The organism is Paracoccus liaowanqingii, assembly GCF_004683865.2.
Classification (GTDB): Bacteria; Pseudomonadota; Alphaproteobacteria; order Rhodobacterales; family Rhodobacteraceae; genus Paracoccus; species Paracoccus liaowanqingii.
The window spans coordinates 663234-683245 of sequence record NZ_CP038439.1 but is presented as its reverse complement, the minus strand read 5'-3'; the positions used below and the strand labels follow the sequence as shown (position 1 = coordinate 683245).

21 protein-coding genes are annotated in these 20012 nt (G+C 68.6%); 8 read left to right on the top strand and 13 right to left on the bottom strand.

Features of this window, described 5'->3' with window-relative positions; all coding sequences use genetic code 11:
• Positions 1-70 precede the first annotated feature (70 nt).
• Both E4191_RS03255 and E4191_RS03250 read left to right on the top strand, forming a co-directional pair.
• Positions 71-673, top strand: coding sequence for a flavin reductase family protein (locus tag E4191_RS03255; protein WP_135312138.1), 603 nt, complete (start codon positions 71-73; stop codon positions 671-673).
• Positions 670-1203, top strand: coding sequence for an adenine phosphoribosyltransferase (locus tag E4191_RS03250; protein ID WP_135312137.1), 534 nt, complete (start codon positions 670-672; stop codon positions 1201-1203). Before E4191_RS03255 ends, E4191_RS03250 begins: the two co-directional genes overlap by 4 nt.
• On the opposite strand, the gene E4191_RS03245 is transcribed toward E4191_RS03250, so the two are convergent.
• The 10 genes from E4191_RS03245 to coxB form a co-directional block, all read right to left on the bottom strand.
• Complete coding sequence (locus tag E4191_RS03245; protein WP_135312136.1) at positions 1200-2597, bottom strand: FAD-binding oxidoreductase; 1398 nt, start codon at positions 2595-2597, stop codon at positions 1200-1202. The two genes, E4191_RS03250 and E4191_RS03245, sit on opposite strands and share 4 nt — an antisense overlap.
• A 3-nt stretch (positions 2598-2600) precedes the next feature.
• Entirely contained in the window at positions 2601-3182 is a 582-nt protein-coding gene (locus E4191_RS03240; protein ID WP_135314301.1) for a GNAT family N-acetyltransferase, read from the bottom strand.
• Complete coding sequence (locus tag E4191_RS03235) at positions 3182-4456, bottom strand: M16 family metallopeptidase (RefSeq protein WP_228461503.1); 1275 nt, start codon at positions 4454-4456, stop codon at positions 3182-3184. The genes E4191_RS03240 and E4191_RS03235 overlap by 1 nt, the downstream gene beginning before the upstream one ends.
• Entirely contained in the window at positions 4453-5829 is a 1377-nt protein-coding gene (gene thrC, locus E4191_RS03230) for a threonine synthase (protein ID WP_135312135.1), read from the bottom strand. The genes E4191_RS03235 and thrC overlap by 4 nt, the downstream gene beginning before the upstream one ends.
• A gap of 10 nt (positions 5830-5839) precedes the next feature.
• Positions 5840-6511, bottom strand: coding sequence for an SURF1 family protein (locus E4191_RS03225; protein WP_135312134.1), 672 nt, complete (start codon positions 6509-6511; stop codon positions 5840-5842).
• A gap of 79 nt (positions 6512-6590) precedes the next feature.
• A complete protein-coding gene (locus E4191_RS03220; RefSeq protein ID WP_135312133.1) occupies positions 6591-7418 on the bottom strand; it encodes a cytochrome c oxidase subunit 3 in 828 nt (275 codons plus the stop codon).
• A 32-nt stretch (positions 7419-7450) separates the two neighbouring features.
• Positions 7451-8023, bottom strand: coding sequence for a cytochrome c oxidase assembly protein (locus E4191_RS03215; RefSeq protein WP_135312132.1), 573 nt, complete (start codon positions 8021-8023; stop codon positions 7451-7453).
• Positions 8020-8241 (bottom strand): hypothetical protein, encoded by a 222-nt coding sequence (locus E4191_RS03210; protein ID WP_135312131.1) that lies wholly within the window; start codon positions 8239-8241, stop codon positions 8020-8022. The genes E4191_RS03215 and E4191_RS03210 overlap by 4 nt, the downstream gene beginning before the upstream one ends.
• Positions 8241-9158 (bottom strand): heme o synthase, encoded by a 918-nt coding sequence (gene cyoE / locus E4191_RS03205; protein WP_135312130.1) that lies wholly within the window; start codon positions 9156-9158, stop codon positions 8241-8243. The genes E4191_RS03210 and cyoE overlap by 1 nt, the downstream gene beginning before the upstream one ends.
• Positions 9159-9225: 67 nt before the next feature.
• Positions 9226-10116, bottom strand: a complete 891-nt coding sequence (coxB, locus tag E4191_RS03200) for a cytochrome c oxidase subunit II (protein WP_407947043.1) — start codon at positions 10114-10116, stop codon at positions 9226-9228.
• Positions 10117-10341: 225 nt separating this feature from the next.
• On the opposite strand from coxB, the gene tldD reads away from it, so the two are divergent.
• From tldD to E4191_RS03170, 6 genes are all read left to right on the top strand, one after another.
• Positions 10342-11763 (top strand): metalloprotease TldD, encoded by a 1422-nt coding sequence (tldD, locus tag E4191_RS03195; protein WP_135312128.1) that lies wholly within the window; start codon positions 10342-10344, stop codon positions 11761-11763.
• A gap of 116 nt (positions 11764-11879) precedes the next feature.
• A complete protein-coding gene (gene dprA, locus E4191_RS03190) occupies positions 11880-13073 on the top strand; it encodes a DNA-processing protein DprA (RefSeq protein ID WP_407947059.1) in 1194 nt (397 codons plus the stop codon).
• Between the two features lie 149 nt (positions 13074-13222).
• On the top strand, positions 13223-15976 hold the full coding sequence (gene topA, locus E4191_RS03185; RefSeq protein WP_135312126.1) for a type I DNA topoisomerase: 2754 nt from the start codon (positions 13223-13225) through the stop codon (positions 15974-15976).
• 82 nt (positions 15977-16058) lie between these two features.
• The gene (locus E4191_RS03180) at positions 16059-16763 is read left to right on the top strand and encodes a CoA transferase subunit A (RefSeq protein ID WP_135312125.1); all 705 of its coding nucleotides are present in this window, start codon (positions 16059-16061) and stop codon (positions 16761-16763) included.
• Positions 16764-16766: 3 nt separating this feature from the next.
• Positions 16767-17390, top strand: coding sequence for a CoA transferase subunit B (locus E4191_RS03175; protein ID WP_135312124.1), 624 nt, complete (start codon positions 16767-16769; stop codon positions 17388-17390).
• Between the two features lie 101 nt (positions 17391-17491).
• Positions 17492-18064, top strand: a complete 573-nt coding sequence (locus E4191_RS03170) for a hypothetical protein (RefSeq protein ID WP_135312123.1) — start codon at positions 17492-17494, stop codon at positions 18062-18064.
• On the opposite strand, the gene E4191_RS03165 is transcribed toward E4191_RS03170, so the two are convergent.
• Genes E4191_RS03165 through E4191_RS03155 form a run of 3 tightly spaced genes read right to left on the bottom strand, consistent with a single transcriptional unit; the run spans position 18061 to position 19754 of the window.
• Positions 18061-18936: a bifunctional methylenetetrahydrofolate dehydrogenase/methenyltetrahydrofolate cyclohydrolase gene (locus E4191_RS03165; protein ID WP_135312122.1), complete on the bottom strand. Its 876-nt coding sequence runs from the start codon at positions 18934-18936 to the stop codon at positions 18061-18063. The genes E4191_RS03170 and E4191_RS03165 overlap by 4 nt on opposite strands.
• Complete coding sequence (locus tag E4191_RS03160) at positions 18933-19235, bottom strand: chorismate mutase (RefSeq protein WP_168217571.1); 303 nt, start codon at positions 19233-19235, stop codon at positions 18933-18935. The genes E4191_RS03165 and E4191_RS03160 overlap by 4 nt, the downstream gene beginning before the upstream one ends.
• 60 nt (positions 19236-19295) lie before the next feature.
• The gene (locus E4191_RS03155) at positions 19296-19754 is read right to left on the bottom strand and encodes a MarR family winged helix-turn-helix transcriptional regulator (protein ID WP_135312121.1); all 459 of its coding nucleotides are present in this window, start codon (positions 19752-19754) and stop codon (positions 19296-19298) included.
• Between the last annotated feature and the right edge of the window lie 258 nt (positions 19755-20012).

The window sequence follows — 20012 nt, the reverse complement described above, 5'->3', positions numbered from 1 at the left end:
GACAGGCGGAACATTGCGCCGCGCGAAAAGCGGTGGCAGGTTGGCGCCGCAACGCCAAAGGAGGCCGCCCATGTTCTATCGCCCCGAAGCCGGACACGGCCTGCCCCACAATCCCTTCAACGCCATCGTCGCCCCCCGCCCGATCGGCTGGATCTCGACCCGGGGGGCGCAGGGGGACAACCTGGCGCCCTATTCCTTCTTCAACGCGGTCGCCTATGTGCCGCCGCAGGTGATGTTCGCCTCGACCGGGGCCAAGGGCGACCGGCACGGCACCAAGGACAGCGTCGCCCAGATCATCGAGACGGGGGTGTTCTGCGTCAACATCGCCACGGGCGATCTGCGCGACGCGGTCAACACGACCTCGGCGCCCCTGCCTGCGGGGACCAGCGAGTTCGGCGCGGCGGGGATCGAGGCGGCCGACTGCGCCACCATCGATTGCCCGCGCGTGGCCCATGCGGCGGCGGCGCTGGAATGCCGGATAACGCAGATCGTGCCCTTGGCGGGCGAGGCGAACTTTGCGGTCTTCGGCGTGGTGACGGGCATCCACATGCGCGACGACTGCGTGGTCGACGGGCGCTTCGATCCGCGCGCGGCGGGCGGCTGGATCGCGCGCTTGGGCTACAAGGATTATGCCACCGTGACCGAGCTGTTCCAGATGGACCGCCCGGAATGAGCCGCAGCGTCAGGGACTATGTCCGCTCCATCCACGATTTCCCGCATGAGGGGATCATCTTTCGCGACGTGACGACGCTGTTCGCCGATGCGCGCGGCTTCCGCATGGCGGTCGACCAGATCCTGCACGCCTATGCGGGCATGCGGATCGACAAGGTCGTGGGGCTGGAGGCGCGGGGCTTCATCCTGGGGGGCGCCGTGGCCCATCAGCTGTCCACCGGCTTCGTGCCGATCCGCAAGAAGGGCAAGCTGCCCTGCACCGTCATCAGCGAGGCCTATACGCTGGAATATGGCGAGGCGATCATGGAGATCCATGACGACGCCCTGCGCCCGGGCGAAAAGGTGCTGATCGTGGACGATCTGCTGGCCACCGGCGGCACCGCGGCGGCCTCGATCAAGCTGTGCCAAAGGCTGGGGGCCGAGGTGCTGGGCTGCGCCTTCGTTATCGACCTGCCCGATCTGGGCGGGCGCGCGCTGCTGGAGGGCATGGACATGCCCGTCCATGCGCTCTGCGCCTTCGAAGGCGACTAGGCCAGCACCGCGCCGGGGTTCATGATGCCAAGAGGGTCCAGCGCCCCCTTGATGGCGCGCATGGCCGCCAAGCGGGCCGGATCGCCCCACCGGGCCAGATCCGCGACCTTCAGCCGACCCACCCCATGCTCGGCCGAGAACGAGCCGCCCCGGGCCACCACCATCTCGTGGATGCGCAGCGACAGGTCGCGGCGCATGTCGTCGTAATCCTCGCGCACCCGGCCCGGTGCCGGGAACAGATTGTAATGCAGGTTGCCGTCTCCCAGATGGCCGAAGCAGTTCACGCGCATGTCGCCAAGCCCGGCCAGCATCGCGCCCGCATCGTCGATGAAGCCCGCCACCTGCGACAGCGGCAGGCTGATGTCATGGCTGGCGATGGCGCCGACATGGCGGTTGGCCAGCGGGATATGCTCGCGCAAGGCCCACAGATCGGCGGACTGCTGGCCCGATTGCGCGATGACGCCGTCATGGACCAGCCCGGCCTCCAGCCCTTGGGTGAACAGCCCTTCCAGCGCGGCGTCGGCAGGCAGGCCCGCGGGCAGGCCGACCTCGACCAGCACCAGCCAGTCGGGGCGCGCGGCAAAGGGCTGACGCATCTCGGGGAAGGCCGCGTCCAGGAACCGCAGGCTGATGCCCGAGATCAGCTCGAAGGCCGTCACGCCCCCCGACAGGCGCGCCTGCGCCAGGGACAGAAGCCGCAGCGCGGCGGCGGGGCTGTCGACCACCAGCAGCGCCACGCCCTGTTCCGCAGGCACCGGGGCCAGCACCAGCGAGGCGGCGGTGATGATGCCCAACGTCCCCTCGGCCCCGATCAAGAGGTCGCGCAGGTCGTAGCCGGTATTGTCCTTCCGCAGGCGCTTGAGGTCGTGCATCACCTCGCCCGAGGGCAGCACGGCCTCGATCCCCAGGCACAGCGCGCGGGCATTGCCAAAGCGCAGGACGTTGACGCCGCCCGCATTGGTCGACAGCACGCCGCCGATCTGCGCGCTGCCCTGCGAGGCCAGCGATAGCGGGAACTGCCGGTCCACCCCGGCGGCGGCCATGCGCGCGGCCTGCAGCGTCACGCCCGATTCGGCGATCATCACGCCCTCGTCGGGAAAGATGTCGCGGATCGCGGTCATGCGCTCCAGCGACAGGATCAGCGGCGCGGGGCCCTCCGACATGATCTGCCCGCCGACCAGCCCGGTGCCGCCGCCCCGCGGGACCACGGCCACGCGCGCCGCCGCGCAGGCGCGGATGATGGCCGCGCATTCCTGCACGTCGCGGGGGGCGGCCACCAGCCCGGCCTGGCCCTTCAGGCGGCCGCGCGGCTCCTCGGTATAGGCGGGGCCGGGATCGCGCAGCACGCCCTGCGGCAGGCGGGCGGCGAGGGAGGCGTCGGCGGGGGTCAGCATGGCTCAGCGCACCTCGGTCTTGCCGCGCCGGTCATGGCGCAGGTTGGCGTAGAGGACATGGTTGCGCCAGCGCCCGCCGATCTGCAGATAGCTTTGCGCCACGCCCTCGTACTTGAAGCCCGACTTCTCCAGCACCCCGCGCGAGGCGGCGTTCTCGGGCAGGCAGGCGGCCTCGACCCGGCTGAGGTCCAGGCCTGTGAAGGCGTGATGGACCAGCACGCCGATGGCCTCGCGCATGTAGCCCTGTCGCGCGAAGGACTGCCCGATCCAATAGCCGATGGTCCCCGACTGCGCCGGGCCGCGCCGGATGTTGTCCAGCGTGATCGCGCCCAGCAGCGCCCCCTCGCGGTCCAGCACGAACAGCGGGAAGGCCGTCCCCGCCCGGGCCGAGCGCGCCGCCCAGTAGACGCGGTTGGTGAAGCTTTTCCGCGACAGGTGGTCGGGAGACCAGACCGGCTCCCACGGGGTCAGGAAGGCGCGGCTGTCATGGCGCAATCCCGTCCAGGCGTTGAAGTCGGAATGCTGGGGCAGGCGCAGCACGATCCGTTCCGCATCCAGCCGGAAGGGACGGCGCCGCGCCAGGATCACGCGGCCAGCCTTTCGGCCAGGGCCTCGCGCGAGGGCGCGCCGTCGACCGGACCGTACAGCGCCAGTGCGGGCCGGGCCGTGGCCAGCAGCCGCTCGGCATGGGCGCGCACATCGGCGGCGGTCACCGCGGCGATGCGCTCGGCCACCTCGGCGGGATCGGGCACCCTGCCCCAGATCGCCAGGCTGCGCGCCATGCGCTCGGCCTGGCCGGAGGGGCTTTCCAGGCCCATCAGCAGGCCGGCGCGCAGCTGGGCTTTCGCGCGGGCGATCTCGGCCTCGGACATGTCCTCGGTCGCGCGCTTGATCTCGTCGATGGTCAGGGTGGCCAGATCGGCCAGATCCTCGGCCCCGGTGCCCGCATAGATGGTCAGCATGCCGGTGTCGTCATGAAAGCCCGACTGCGCAAAGATCGTGTAGCACAGCCCGCGTTCCTCGCGGATCTTCTGGAACAGCCGCGACGACATGCCGCCCCCAAGCGCCGAGGAGAAGATCTGGGCCGCGTAGAAGTCGGGCGCCAGATAGCCCGGCCCCTCCAGCGCCAGCGCGAAATGCGCCTGCTCGAGCGGCTTGACGGTGCGCGTCTCGAGGCCCTGCCAGCGGGCCTCCTCGCGGGCGCCCTGGGGGCGGGGCGCGATATGGCCCAGCACCTTTTCGGCCAGCCGCACGATGCGGTCGTGATCGACCGCGCCCGCCGCCGCCACGACCATCTGGCCGGGGCCATAGTTTTCCGTCACGAAGCCCGCCAGATCGGCCCGCCCGAAGGCGCTGATGCGTTCGGCGGGGCCCAGGATGGTGCGGCCCATCGGCTGGTCGGGATAGGCGGCCTCCTGCAGCCAGTCGAAGATGATATCGTCGGGCGTGTCCAGCGACTGCCCGATCTCCTGCAGGATCACGCCGCGCTCGACCTCGATCTCGCGCTCCTCGAAGACGGGGTTCAGCACGATGTCGCTGATCACGTCGAAGGCCAGGTCGACGTCATCCTCCAGCACGCGGACGTAGTAGGCGGTGGCTTCGCGCGAGGTGTAGGCGTTGATGTAGCCGCCCACATCCTCGATCGCCTCGGCGATCTGAAGGGCGCTGCGGGTCGCGGTGCCCTTGAAGGCCATGTGTTCCAGGAAATGCGCGATGCCGTTCTGATCGGCGCGTTCGTTGCGGCCACCCGCATTGACCCAGATGCCCAAGGCCGCCGAATGCAGCCCCGGCATCTGGCGGGTCACGATGCGCAGCCCGTTGGGCAGCGTGGTCAGGCGGGGTGTGGGATCTTGGCTCAAATCGTCCTCCGGTCAAGGATCAAGGACTTAAGCGCCTCGGCGTCGTTTTCAATGCGGGTCATGCGCTCGGGCAGGTCGAACAGCTCAGCCATGTGCGGCGGCAGCGGCGGGCGCAGGCCGATGGCGCGCTCGACCGCGTCGGGGAACTTGGCGGGATGCGCGGTGGCCAGGGTCACCATCGGCACGCCCGGCTCCAGATGCCGTTCGGCCACGGCGACGCCCACGGCGCTGTGCGGGCACAGGATCTCTCCGGTGCGCGTGCGAACCGAGCGGATCGTCTCCAGCGTCTCGTCCTCGCTGACGCGGCCCGAGGCATATTCCTCGCGCAGCGTTTCCAGCGCGCCCTGACTGATCGCGAATCCGCCCGCCTTCAGCTCGTCCATCAGCTGCCGGATCGCGCCCGCATCGCCGCCATAGGCCAGATAGAGGGCCCGTTCGAAGTTCGAGCTGACCTGGATGTCCATCGAGGGGCTGATCGAGGGCTCGACCTCTCCGGTGCGGTACTCGCCCTGCGTGAGCGCGCGATGCAGGATGTCGTTCTGGTTGGTGGCCACGATCAGGCGGCGGATCGGCAGGCCCATGCGGCGCGCGATGGAGCCCGCCAGGATGTCGCCGAAATTGCCGGTGGGCACGCAGAAATCCGTGGGCCGCATCCCAAGCGAAGCGCAGGCGGTGAAGTAATAGACGATCTGCGCCACGACGCGGGCCCAGTTGATGCTGTTCACGCCAGCCAGCCCGACCGTGTCGCGGAAGGCATGGTCGTTGAACAGATCCTTGAGCCGCGCCTGGCAGTCGTCGAAATGCCCGGTCACGGCCAGCGCATGGACATTGGCTGCCGGTGGCGTGGTCATCTGGCGGCGCTGCACCTCGCTGACGCGGCCATGCGGATACATGATGAAGACGTCGACATTGTCGATGCCCCGGAACGCCTCGATCGCTGCCGATCCGGTATCGCCCGAGGTGGCACCCACGATGGTCACGCGGTCGCCGGACCGCGTCAGCGCGATCTGGAACAGCTGCGCGATCAGCTGCATCGCGAAATCCTTGAAGGCCAGCGTGGGGCCGTGGAACAGCTCCAGCAGGTGATGGCCGGGGGCCAGCTGGACCAGCGGCGCGCGGGCGTCATGCGCGATGCGCGCATAGGCGCGCTCGATAGCGCCGCGCAGTTCCGCATCGGTAAAGCTGTCGCCGGTGAAGGGGCGGATGACGCGGAAGGCGACCTCCTCGTAGGGAAGGCCGTCAAGGCCGTCCAGGCCTTCGATCACCGGGATCGTCTCGGGCAGATACAGGCCCCCGTCGCGTGCCAGCCCCGACAGCATGGCCTGTTCGAAATCCAGTACCGGGGCCTGGCCCCGTGTCGAGACGTAACGCATCGGAAATCCTTCAGTAGCTGCGCTGCCTGATACGCCAGATCAGCGCCAGTGTCATCACCGCCCAGGTCGCCGCGATCAGGAACCACTGGAAGGCGTAGGACAGGTGATTGTTGGGGATGCCCTCGACGGCGACGGGGATCGGCTCGGCCCCCTGCGCGTCGCCGGTGACGAAGCTGGCGACTACCAGCACGGGAAGCGTGTCCAGCGCCTGCGCCATGGCATCGACGTCGCGGGCGAACCAGATGTTCTCGTCCAGGTTCGGCGCGGGGGTCGAGGAGCTGGCATCCTCCGGCCAGTGCAGGTTGCCCGTCACCTGCAGCCGCACCGGCGGACGTTCCGTCCGGCGCGCGTCCTGAGGCACGAAGCCCCGGTCCAGCAGGATCGCGCGCCCGTCATCGGTGATGAAACGCGAGACGACCTGATAGCCCGCGCCCTGCTCGCGGGTATGGGACAGCACGTCGATCTCGGCCCCCGTCGTGGTGCCGGTGACGGTCACCGGCAGGTATTTCATCGACGGGTCGATCTGGTCCGGCAGCGGCACCGGCTCGGCCTGGATGCCGGCGGTGATCTGGTCCAGCATCCCTTCCTTCCAGTCGCGCCGCTCCAGCTGCCACAGGCCCAGCTGGATCAGTGCGGCGCAGCCGACGATGCCGAGGATCAGGGGAAACAGATAGCGGCGCATGGACAGGCTCCGGACGGCAGGGACAACGAAAAACGCGCGGAGGAGGTCCCCCGCGCGTCCCGATCAGCGAAAGGCGGGATCAACTGCCCCAGACATAGATGACGGCGAACAGCACCAGCCAGATCACGTCGACGAAGTGCCAGTACCAGGCGGCGGCCTCGAACCCCAGATGCTGGTCGCGGGTCATCTGACCCTTCTGGAACCGTAGTAGGCAGACGGCCAGGAAGATCGTGCCGATGATCACGTGCAGGCCGTGGAAGCCCGTCGCGATGTAGAAGGCCGAGGCATAGGCCGTGTCGGCCAGGCCGAAGGCGGCGTGGCTGTATTCATAGGCCTGCATGCCGGTGAAGATGATCCCCAGGATCACCGCGACGGCCAGGCCATTGATGGCGACCTTGCGGTCCCCCTCGTGGACCCAGGCATGGTGCGCCCAGGTGACGGCAACGCCCGACAGCAGCAGGATCAGCGTGTTGATGAAGGGCAGGTGCCAGGGGTCGAACGTCTCGATCCCCTCGGGCGGCCAGACGCCGTCGGTGATGGGGCTGTTCTCGCTCATCGGATACATCGCGTGCTTGATGAAGTTCCAGAACAGCGTAACGAACAGCATCGCCTCGGACATCACGAAGAGGATGAAGCCGTATTGCAGGCCAAGCCGCACGACCGGGGTGTGGTCGCCCGATTCGGCCTCGCGCACCATGTCCGCCCACCAGGCGAAGGCGATGTAGGTGGTCGCCACCAGGCCGATGGCGAACATCCACGGCCCGGTGATCGGGGCGCCCATCACGGTGACCTCTCCGGTCATCCAGGCGGTGGCGCCGAACAGCATGACGAAGACCGCCACGGCGGTGAGGAACGGCCAGACCGAGGCCGGAAGAATATGGTAGTCGTGGTTCTTTGCATGCGCCATGGCGGATCCCCGTCGGCTCCCTCGTATTCGTCTTAGTTGATGGTGTCGGCCGCGCCGGTGTCAAGCGCCGCTCGGCGCGGCTCGGTCAGATGAAAGGTATAGGACAGCGTGATGTCGCGGACATGCCCGGCATCGCGGTCGGTCACCAGCTCGGGATCGACATAGAAGCTGACCGGCATCTCGATGCTTTCGCCGGGCTGCAGCGTCTGCTCGGTGAAGCAGAAGCACTCGACCTTGATGAAGTAGTAGCCCGTCACCTCGGGGGCGACGTTGTAGCTGGCCGTCCCGGTCAGGGGCCGGTCCGAGGTGTTGGTCGCCTCGTAGAAGGCCAGCCCGCTCTCGCCGATCTTCATGTCCATGCGGGTCTGCATGGGCCGGAAGGTCCAGTCCAGGTTCGAATCGGTGTTGGCGTCGAAACGGACGGTCACGACCTCGTCTAGGACCTGGTCGGACAGGCTTTGCGACACCTGCGTGGTGCCGCCGAAGCCGGTGACTTTGCAGAACCAGTTGTAGAAGGGCACCGCGGCCCAAGCCAGCGCGCCCATGGTCACGACGACGCCCACCAGCATGGCAACGGTGCGGCCCTCGGGGCTGAGACGTTTCATTGCGGATCCTCCAGCGGGATGGTGCGGGGCGCAAGCGGCTCGACCGGGGTCAGCGAGACGCGGGGCTGGTGGTCATAGGCCTCCATCAGGCCGCCCTGCTGCACCTTGACGACCGTCAGCGCGAAGACCAGCGCGACAAAGCCGATCAGCACCACGCCCAGTCCCACATTGCGGGACCGGCGACGGCCGTGGATCTCGTGTTCGGTTTTCAGGACCATCACCAGCCTCCCATCCAGCTTTGCAGCAGCAGAGCCAGAAAATGCAGGAACAGGTAGTACAGCGACAGCTTGAACACCTGCTTCTCGACGGCATAGCCGTCCGCCACGGCCTGATCCTCGGACCGGCGGAGGATCCGCCAGCCGCCATGGATGAAGGCCGCGTTCAGCACCACCGCCACCGCCATGTACAGGGGTCCGCCGATCGAGGTCAGCCCCAGCCACAGCGCGAAGGGCGCCAGCACCAGCGTATAGGCGAAGATGTGGCGGCGCGCGACCGGGCGACCATGGGTCACGGTCAGCATCGGCACGCCGGCCTTGTGGTAATCCTCCTTCATGAACAGCGCCAGCGCCCAGAAATGGGGCGGCGTCCAGAAGAAGACCAGCGCGAACATCAGCAGCGATTCAAGGCTGATGCCCCCGGTGGCGCAGGCCCATCCGATCATCGGAGGGAAGGCGCCCGCCGCCCCGCCGATCACGATGTTCTGCGGCGTCCAGCGCTTGAGCCAGACGGTATAGACCACGGCATAGAAGAAGATGGTGAAGGCCAGGAAGGCGGCCGCGAACCAGTTCGCCACCAGCCCCAGCATCATCACCGAGATGACCGACAGGACCAGACCCAGGCCAAGCGCCTCGCCGCCCTCGACCCGACCTGAGGGGATCGGGCGCGATTGCGTGCGGTTCATCACCGCATCGATGTCGCGGTCGTACCACATGTTCAGCGCGCCCGAGGCCCCGCCGCCAAGCGCGATGAACAGGACCGAGCAGAAGGCGATGAAGGGATGCACGTCGATCGGGGCCACGAACAGGCCCACGAAGGCCGTGAACACGACCAGCGACATGACGCGCGGCTTGAGCAGCGCGACATAGTCGCCGAACTGGGCCTCGGGGGCGGTCTCGTATGCGTTGATATCGGTCATCGCGCCTGCAATCGTGGTTCCTTGGTCCGGCCGGCAGGATGCCGGCAGGACCTGGGTCGGGTCCGGATCAGTCGACGCGGGCCAAGTCGACCTGCGCTTCGGCGTCGAGGCTGGCGGTCGGTGCGGGTTCTTCACCCAGGGTGCCGCCCTGCTCGGCGACCCAGGCCGCGTAGACCTCGGGGCTGACGGCCTTCACGACGATGGGCATGTAGGCGTGGTTGATGCCGCACAGCTCGCTGCACTGGCCGAAATACACGCCTTCCTGCTCCACGTTGAACCAGGCCTGGGCGATGCGGCCCGGGACGGCATCCTGCTTCACGGCGAAGGCCGGGATGGTCCAGGAGTGGATCACATCGCTGGCGGTCACCTGCAGCAGCACGGTCTGGCCCACGGGCACGACCACGGCGGTGTCGGTGGCCAGCAGGTACTCGTCGGGGGCATAGCCGAACTCGGCCAGCTCCTCCTCGGGCAGCATCAGCGAATCGAAGGCGATGCCGTTCTCGGGGTATTCATAGGACCAGTACCACTGGTGCCCGGTCGCCTTGACGACCAGATCCGGGCTGTCGGGCATTTCCTGGCTGCGGAACAGGATCGGCAGCGAGAAGGCCCCGATGGCCACCAGGATCAGCACCGGAACCAGCGTCCAGCCGATCTCCAGCGTGGTGTTGTGGGTGAACTTCGCCGGCACCGGGTTCGACCGGCTGTTGAACCGGAAGATGACGTACAGCAGCAGAAGGCAGACCACCGCGGTCACCGCCGCGATGATGATCAGCACGAAATGATCCAGCCATTGCTGGTCTCGCGCCAGCTCGGTCGAGGCGGGCTGGAACCCCATGCCGGCCGCCACCGGCTTGCCGATCGTGGGCAGATCGCCCAGGATATCCTGCGCCATCGCCGTCCCGGCCAGCAGGCTCGCGCTTGCGAACCCCGTTGCTGCCGCGAATGCACGGCCCATCATCGCTCTTGCCATCATTCCATCCCGTTGCAGTGGCCCGGCCTCATGGGCCGCAGGGGCCGCCGGGAGGCTGCCCCTTTTCCTTTCACAGTGTCCGTTCTATGACCATATCTGGCCCGCACGGGCAAGGCTTACCTACACCATTCGCGACCGGGAAGGGAACGCGACCCCCTGCCGCGCCCGCCCGAAGCCCCCGCGCCCGCCACCCATCACCGTCAGGAGACCCGCATGAGCCGTCCGCCCTTCGATCCCTTCTCGGCCGATCTGGACCGCGACCATGCCCTGCAGATCCTGAAGGGCGCCGTCGACGGCGCCGACGACGGAGAGCTGTTCCTGGAACGCAGCCAGCACGAGCAGCTGGTCTTCGACGACGGGCGGCTGCGCAACTCCAGCTTCATGGCCGGGCGCGGCTTCGGCCTGCGCGCGGTGCTGGGCGAGGTGACGGGCTATGCCCATTCGACCGAGATCTCGGAGCCTGCCTTGCGCCGCGCGGCCGAGACCGCGCGCCTGGCCGTGGGTCAGGGCGGCGGCACGGCGGCGCTGGCGCCCTCGATGCAGCCGGTCGCGCTCTATCCCGCGATCGACCCGGCCTCGGACATCCCCACCGCGCGGCGCATCGCGCTGTTGCGCGAGATCGACGCCTATGCCCGCGCGCTGGACCCGCGCGTGGTGCAGGTCACCGTCTCGATGGGCAGCAGCGTCCAGGAGATCGCCATCCTGCGCCCGGAAGGCGGGCTGGCGACCGACATCCGCCCCATGGCGCGGCTGAATGTCGCGGTCATCATGGAGAACAACGACCGCCGCGAAAGCGGCAGCTCCGGCGGCGGCGGGCGTCATGCGCTGGAGCCGCTGATGGCGCCCGGCCATTGGCAGGCCTTGGTCCACGAGGCGGTGCGCATCGCCGAGGTGAACCTGCGCTCGGTCCCCGCGCCCGCCGGGGTGATGGACGTGGTCCTGGGCCCGGGCTGGCCCGGCATCCTGCTGCACGAGGCCGTGGGCCACGGGCTGGAGGGCGATTTCAACCGCAAGAAGGCCTCGGCCTTCGCGGGTCTCTTGGGCCATCGCGTCGCGGCGCCCGGGGTGACGGTCATCGACGACGGCACCATCGCGGGGCGGCGCGGCAGCATCAACATCGACGACGAGGGCACGCCCCCCGCCCGCAACGTGCTGATCGACGACGGCATCCTGACAGGCTACATGCAGGACCGCCAGAACGCCCGGCTGATGGGCGTGGCCCCCACGGGCAACGGGCGGCGCGAGAGCTTCGCCCATGTGCCGATGCCGCGCATGACCAACACCTACATGCCAGGCGGCGATGCCGATCCGGCGGCGATCCTGGCCGACCTGCGCGACGGCATCTATGCGGTGGGCTTCGGCGGCGGGCAGGTGGACATCACCAACGGCAAGTTCGTCTTCTCCTGCACCGAGGCCTACCGGGTCCGGGACGGCGTGGTCGGCGAGCCGATTCGCGGCGCCACCCTGATCGGCGACGGCGCCACCGCCCTGCAGCAGGTCCGCGCCATCGGCAACGACATGGCCTTGGACCCCGGCATCGGCAATTGCGGAAAACAGGGGCAGTGGGTTCCGGTGGGCGTGGGCCAGCCCACGCTGATGATCGGCGGGCTGACGGTCGGCGGTTCGGCCGCCTGACGCCCCTGCCGCCCGCGCCGCTAACGGGTTGTTAACCCACTCCGGGCTATCCGTGACGGCGGATTGCGGACGGAGGCATCATGGACAGCGGACTGACCCCAGCCACCCCCCACGGCCTGCAGGTCGATGCCCGCAGGTCGGGCCCCGGTCCCGGCCCACATTCCGGCGATGACGACCTGACCGTCCTGCGCCTGATCCGCTCGCGCCGGGTGGGGCCCGCGACCTTCCACCGGCTGGTCGCGGAACACGGCTCGGCCCGGGCGGCGCTGGCCGCGCTCCCGGGCATCGCGGCGCAGGCGGGCATCGCCGATTACGGCTGCTGCCCCGAGGGCGTGGCTGCTGCCGAACTCGCCGCCGGGCGCCGGGCGGGGGCGCGGCTGCTGCGCTGCGACGATCCGGCCTATCCCCCGGCCCTGCGCCAGATCGACGGCGCCCCGCCGGTCCTCTGGGTGCGCGGCGATCCCTCCTGGCTGTCGCGCGACGTCATCGCGGTCATCGGCGCGCGCAACGCCTCGTCCCTGGGGCTGCGCATGGCGCGCGGCATGGCGGCGGGCCTGGGCGAGGCGGGGCTGGTCGTCTCGGCCGGGCTGGCGCGGGGGATCGACGCGGCCGCCCATGACGCCGCCCTGCCCACCGGCACCATCGCGGTGATGGCGGGTGGCGTCGACGTGATCTATCCGACCGAGAACGCCGTCCTGGCCGCCCGCATCGCGGAAGGCGGCGTCCTTCTGTCCGAGCAGCCGCCGGGCACCGAACCCGCCGCCCGGCATTTCCCGACCCGCAACCGCATCGTCTCGGGCCTGTCGCAGGCGGTGGTGGTGATCGAGGCGGCGCAGCGCTCGGGCACGCTGATCACGGCGCGCAATGCGCTGGATCAGGGGCGCGAGGTGATGGCCGTGCCCGGCCACCCGATGGATGCCCGGGCCGCAGGCTGCAACGCGCTGATCCGCGAGGGCGCCACCCTGGTGCGCAGCGCCGCCGATGTGGCGGACGCGCTGCAGGGCCTGCGTCCCGCTGCCGCAGCGGGGGCCCCCCTGCCCCGTCCCGCCAGACCCGCCGCCATGCCTCTGCCCCCGCGCAGCGCGCCCCCCCTGTCGCGACGCCCCTCGGCGCCGCTCTCCCGTGACGGCGGCGGCCCGATCCATCTCGAAACACGCATCCTGTCGCGCCTGACCCCCTCGCCCACCGAGGAAAACGATCTCATCCGCGACCTGGGCGTGCCCGCCGCCACCGCCAACGCGGTGATCCTGTCGCTGGAACTGCAGGGCCGCGTCACCCGCCTGGCCGGAGGACGCCTCGCCCTCTCGTGATCCTGCGACGGTCCGCAAATATCCCGGGGGAGTCGCGCCCTGCGCGACGGGGGCAGCGCCCCCTGCCTCGGCCCCGGCCATCACCCCCCGTTGACACGGCGCGCCTCGGCACCCATCTTGCCGCCCCATTGCAGTTGCCCGAGGTTCCCATGCCCGTCGTCGTCGTCGAATCCCCGGCCAAGGCCAAAACGATCGAGAAATATCTCGGCGGCGACTACCGGGTGCTGGCCAGTTTCGGGCATGTCCGCGATCTGCCGCCCAAGGATGGCAGTGTCGACACCGAGAACGATTTCGACATGAAATGGGAGGTTGCGGCAGACAGCCGCAAGCATCTCAAGGCGATCAAGGATGCGCTCAAGGACGACCAGACCCTGATCCTGGCCACCGACCCCGACCGCGAGGGCGAGGCGATCAGCTGGCACCTGCTCGAGGCGCTGCAGACCTCGCTGAAGAAGGGCGCGGCCGTCAGCCGCGTCACCTTCAACGCGATCACCAAGACCGCCGTGACCGAGGCGATGGCCAAGCCCCGCCAGATCGACCAGCCGCTGGTCGATGCCTACTTGGCGCGCCGCGCGCTGGACTATCTGGTGGGCTTCAACCTGTCGCCGGTGCTCTGGCGCAAGCTGCCCGGTGCCAAGTCGGCAGGCCGCGTGCAGTCCGTCTGCCTGCGCCTGATCGTCGACCGAGAGATGGAGATCGAGGCCTTCAAGGCCCGCGAATACTGGTCCGTCCATGCCCGCCTCGCCACCCCCGGGGGCGAGGAATATGACGCCACGCTCGTCTCGCTGGCCGGCAAGCGGCTGGACCGTTTCGATCTGGCCACTGCCGAACAGGCGGCGATGGCGCTCAGCGCGGTTGCCAGCCGCGACCTCAAGGTCGCCTCGGTCGCGGCCAAGCCCGCCAGCCGCAACCCCTGGCCGCCCTTCATGACTTCGACCCTGCAGCAGGAGGCCAGCCGCAAGCTGGGCATGGGTGCCAAGGCCTGCATGTCGGCGGCGCAACGCCTGTATGAGGCCGGGCTGATCACATATATGCGGACCGACGGCATCGACATGGCGCCCGAGGCGGTGATGGCCGCCCGCGACGCGATCAAGGCCAAGTTCGGAGAGAAATACCTACCGAAATCGCCGCGCATGTACAAGAACAAGGCCAAGAACGCGCAGGAAGCGCATGAATGCATCCGGCCCACCGACATGATGGCCTCGCCCGACCGGCTGAAGCTGACTGCCGACGACCAGCGCAAGCTGTACGATCTGATCTGGAAGCGCACCATCGCCAGCCAGATGGAAGCCGCGCGGATGGAACGCACCACGGTCGAGATCGCCAGCGCCGACGATCAGGTCGGCCTGCGCGCCACCGGTCAGGTGATGCTGTTCGACGGCTTCCTGCGCGTCTACGACCAGGGCCGCGACGATGACGAGGGCGAGGACGGCGCCCGCCTGCCCGCCATCACGCAAGGCGAGGCTGCGCGCCTGGTCAGCCACGCCTTCGACGACGAGATGACCAAGGCCCGCGACAAGGGCGGCGATGCGGTCAGCGCGCCTGCCGGTCAGCGCGGCGCGCCGGGACTTCTGATCAATGACGCCGCCTCGTCCGCCGCGCGGCAGCATTTCACCCAGCCCCCGCCCCGCTATACCGAGGCGACCATGGTCAAGCGCATGGAAGAGCTGGGGATCGGTCGCCCCTCGACCTATGCCAGCATCGTGACCACGATCCAGGACCGCGATTATGTCCGCAAGGACAAGAACCGCCTGATCCCCGAGGACAAGGGCCGGCTGGTCACGATCTTTTTGCTGAAATACTTCCCGCGCTATGTCAGCTACGACTTCACCGCCGATCTGGAAACCGAGCTGGACGAGATCAGCGCCGGAGACCGCATGTGGCGCGAGGTCCTGGGCCGGTTCTGGAAGGATTTCTCGAAGGCGCTGGAAGGCACCTCCGAGCTGCGCATCACCGAGGTGCTGGAGGCGATCGACGACGCGCTGGCCCCGCATCTCTATCCGCCGCGTGCGGATGGCGGCGATCCGCGGATCTGCCCGCTCTGCAATGCGGGCCGGCTGAACCTCAAGACCGCGCGCTCGGGCGGGGCTTTCATCGGCTGCACGAATTATCCCGAATGCCGCTATACCCGCCCCCTCTCGGCCCCCGATGGCGAGGAGCCGGTGGGCGACCGCGTGCTGGGCGAGGATGCGGGCGACCAGATCAGCCTCAAGACAGGGCGCTTCGGCCCCTATGTCCAGCGCGGCGAGGCCAGCGAGGAGGTGCCGAAACCCCCTCGCTCGTCGATCCCCAAGGGCTGGGGCGCGGCCAAGCTGGATCTGGACCAGGCCGTGCAGCTGCTGGCCCTGCCCCGCCCCGTCGGCCCGCATCCGGAGGACGGCGTGCTGATCGAGGCCGGGATCGGACGCTTTGGCCCCTATGTGAAGCACGGCTCAAAATACGCCAATATTGCCGATGTCGACGAGGTCTTCACCATCGGCATGAACCGCGCCGTCGAGGTGCTGGCCGCCAAGCAGGTCCGGGGCGGCCGGGGTGCGGCGGCGGCCCCGCTGCGCGAGATGGGAGAGCATCCCGACGGCGGGCCCATCCAGGTGATGGGCGGCAAGTACGGGCCTTACGTCAAATGGGCCAAGGTGAACGCCACCCTGCCCCGCGACGTGACGCCCGAGGACCTGACGGTCGATCAGGCGCTGGAACTGATCGCCGCGAAGGCCGCGAAATCGCCCTCGAAGACCACCAGGAAGCCGGCGGCGAAGAAACCCGCGACAGCGGCGGCGAAGAAGCCCGGGGCCAAGAAGGCGGCACCTAAGAAGGCCGCCGCCAAGAAGCCCGCCGCGAAAAAACCGGCAGCCAAGGCGTCCGACGCCGAGGACACGGGCGGCGACGTGATCGACGAGGGGTGATCGCGCCCCGCTGCGATTGACAGGGCGGGGGACGCAGGCGACAACTTGGGCCGACACAGTGATCCGAGGGACGGGAGGACCGATGAAGAAGGTCTATGGGACGGCGAACGAGGCTCTGGACGGGCTTCTGAAGGACGGGATGTTCATCGCGGCGGGGGGCTTCGGCCTCTGCGGCATTCCCGAGCTGCTGATCGACGCGGTGGTCGAGAGCGGGGTGAAGGATCTGACCATCGCCAGCAACAATTGCGGCGTGGACGGGTTCGGGCTGGGCAAGCTGCTGGATACGCGCCAGATCAGGAAGATGCTGAGCAGCTATGTGGGCGAGAATGCCGAATTCATGCGCCAGTACCTGTCGGGCGAGCTGGAGCTGGAGTTCAACCCCCAGGGCACCCTGGCCGAGCGCATGCGCGCCGGCGGCAGCGGCATCCCCGGCTTCTACACCAAGACCGGCGTCGGCACCGTCATCGCCGAGGGCAAGGAGGTCAAGACTTTCGACGGGCAGGATTACATCCTGGAGCGCGGGATCGTGGCCGACCTGTCCATCGTCAAGGCCTGGAAGGCCGACGACACCGGCAATCTGGTGTTCCGCAAGACGGCGCGCAACTTCAACCCTCCGGCGGCGATGTGCGGCCGGGTCTGCGTGGCCGAGGTCGAGGAGATCGTCCCGCGCGGCAGCCTGGACCCCGACATGATCCACCTGCCCGGCATCTACGTGCACCGGATCATCCAGGGGGCGCAGGAGAAGCGCATCGAGAAAGTCACCACCCGCCCGCGTGAGGAGGCCTGAACCATGCCCTGGGACCGCAACCAGATGGCCGCCCGCGCGGCCGAGGAACTTGAAGACGGCTGGTACGTGAACCTTGGCATCGGCATCCCGACGCTGGTCGCCAACTATGTGGGCGACAAGGACATCACGCTGCAGTCGGAAAACGGCATGCTGGGAATGGGCCCCTTCCCCTTTGAGGGCGACGAGGATCCCGACCTGATCAATGCCGGCAAGCAGACGATCACGGAACTGGACCGCACGTCCTATTTCGACAGCGCGACAAGCTTCGGGATGATCCGGGGCGGCAAGATCGCCGCCGCGATTCTGGGCGCCATGGAGGTGGCCGAGAACGGCGATCTGGCGAACTGGATGATCCCCGGCAAGCTGGTAAAGGGCATGGGCGGCGCAATGGATCTGGTCGCCGGCGTCGGCCGGGTGATCGTGGTCATGGACCACACCAACAAGGCGGGCGAGTCGAAGATCCTGCGCGAATGCACCCTGCCCCTGACGGGCAAGTCGGTCGTCGACCGGATCATCACCAATCTGGGCGTGCTGGACGTGGTTCCGGGGGGCCTGAAGATCGTGGAACTGGCCGAGGGCGTCACCGAGGACGAGCTGCGTGCGGCCACCGAGGCCACGCTGGTCTGAGGATCGCGACAGGCGGCCGGGGTTGACGGGGGGCCTTGCCCCCCGTCGTCGTTCCGACGACTCCCCCCAGGATATTTGGACCAAGATGAGGGGTATGGCGCATGGATGCGGCAGCGATCGAGGCGATGTTCACGAAATCTGACGGCGGCTTTCTTTGCGCCCGGTGGGGGCGGCCGGTGGCGCCGGTGGTCTTCGGGCTGGCGGATGAGAGCCTGGGCATCTTTCGCGGCGCGCTGCGGGCGGGCTATGCCCATGCGCGCCATCCGATGGCCGAGACCGATCCCGAGATGGGGGCCAACCTGATGCTGTTCTTCGTGCGGGACTGGGCCGAGCTGGCGGGCGTGCCGGACCTGGACCGGCTGACCGGTGTGCCGGGCCTGCCCGAGCGGCTGGCGCGCGAGGGGGCGGATCACTATCGGCTGTTCCGCTTCGATCCCGAGGGCGGGATCCGGGCCTGCCTGATGTTTCTGAACATGGGCGGGGCCCTGGGAGGCGCCCATCCCGGCGGGCTGGCCGAGCGGGTGGCGATGCAGTCCATGCTGACCTTCGCGGGCGAGATCGCGCCCTCGGCGGCGCTGGCAGGGGTGATCCGGGCCGCCTATGATCCGGTGCTGCCGGTGGCCACGACCCAGCCCGCGCATGCGCTGCGCCTGGCAGCCCGGCTGGCGGCCTAGGGGGTCAGGCCCTCGGGGTCGGGCAGGCCGTTCACACGGGCGGTGGCGGTCAGGGTGTTGGCCAGAAGGCAGGCGATGGTCATCGGCCCGACGCCGCCCGGCACCGGGGTCAGGGCGCCCGCGACCGGAAGCGCCGAGGCGCGGTCCACGTCGCCGACCAGCCCGTCCGGGGTCCGGTTGATGCCCACGTCGATCACCGTCGCGCCGGGGCGGATCCAGTCGCCGGTCACGAAGTTCGGTCGTCCCACGGCGGCGACCAGGATGTCGGCGCGGTGGCAGAGATCCGGCAGGTCGGCCGTGCGCGAATGGGCGATCGTCACCGTGGCGCTGTCGCGCAGCAGCAGTTGGGCCATCGGCTTGCCGACGATGTTGCTGCGGCCGATCACCACTGCGTTCAGGCCCGCCAGGCTGCCCAGATGGTCGCGCAGCAGCATCAGGCAGCCGAGCGGCGTGCAGGGCACCATCGCCTTCTGCCCCGTCGCCAGGCGGCCCGCATTGAGGATGTGGAAGCCGTCCACGTCCTTCTCGGGCGTGATCGCGTTGATCACCGCCGCTTCGTCCAGGCCCGCCGGCAGGGGCAGCTGCACCAGGATGCCGTTCACCGCCGGGTCGGCGTTCAGCCCCGCGATCAGCGCCAGCAACGCGTCCTGCGGGGTGTCGGCGGGCAGGCGATGCTCGAACGAGGCCATGCCGACCTCGAGGGTCATGCGGCCCTTGGAGCGGACATAGACCTGGCTGGCGGGATGCTCGCCCAGAAGGACCACGGCCAGGCCCGGGGTGATGCCCCGGGCGGCCAGGTCGGTCACATGGGTGGCGATGCGGGCGCGCAGCCGGGCGGCAAAGGCCTTGCCGTCGATGATCTGGGCGGTCATGGGCGATCCTTGTTCAGCTGACGCTCTTCCTGGGCGATGGCGGCCTCGATCAGCAGGCGCCAGATCCGGTCGTAGAGGTCGGGGTCGAGGGCATGATCCATCGCATGGGCGCGGACATTGGCCACCACCTCCTCGACGCGGGCGTCGATCCGGGCGGGCATGCCGTTGCCGGACTTGATCTGGGCCGCGCGGTCGATCAGCGCGTGGCGCCGCGCCATCAGCGCCATCAGCCGGGCGTCCAGCGCGTCGATCTCGACGCGCAGCGCCGCCATGTCGGGTATGTCTTGGATCCGGGTCATCGTTCCCGTCCCATGCACCGGACGACAGAAAATCGCAAGCCCGGGCCTCGTCCCCCGCGCCTAGTCCAGCGAGGTGCTGGTCAGCCGGCGGCGCAATTGCCGCAGCGAATCGTGCAGCTTCTCGGTGTCGCGCGGATTGAGGCCGGTGGCTTGGGTGATGCAGCCCAGAACATGCTCGGACTGGGCTTCTAGCTGCGCGCCCTTTTCGGTCAGCGACACGATCACCCGCCGCTCGTCGCGCACGTCGCGCTTGCGGCTGACGAATTCGGCCGCCTCGAGGCGCTTGATGAGCGGGGTCAGGGTGCTGCTGTCCAGGCCCAGATGCTCGCCGATGGCGCCCACGCTGAGGCCGTCCCAGGTCCACAGGGTCATCATCACCAGGAACTGGGGATAGGTCAGGCCAAGCGGGTCCAGCAGCGGCTTGTAGATGCGGCCGAATGCCAGATTAACCGCATAGACCTCGAAACACAGGATCGCGTCGAGTTTCGAGGTGTCGTCTGAGGCGGGCTGTTGCGTCATGTCGTCGTTCTAAGGTTGGCCGACCTCATAGGATCGTGTCGGCGTTGCAGTGTGTGCAAGCTGCTATCGCACAGGATGAAAGACTGGGGAAGCAAAACCGTATGGTTTAGCTTTCGCAATCACAAATGTCCTATTGCCGCGGCATGAGCGGGCCTGAACACCTGTCTAAAAAAGTGGCATTCGTTGAAATGAAAATTGTCTCTCAGGTACTAGACCAGTGTCCCACGATCCGGAATGGCGCGTCGGAGGTGTTCGATG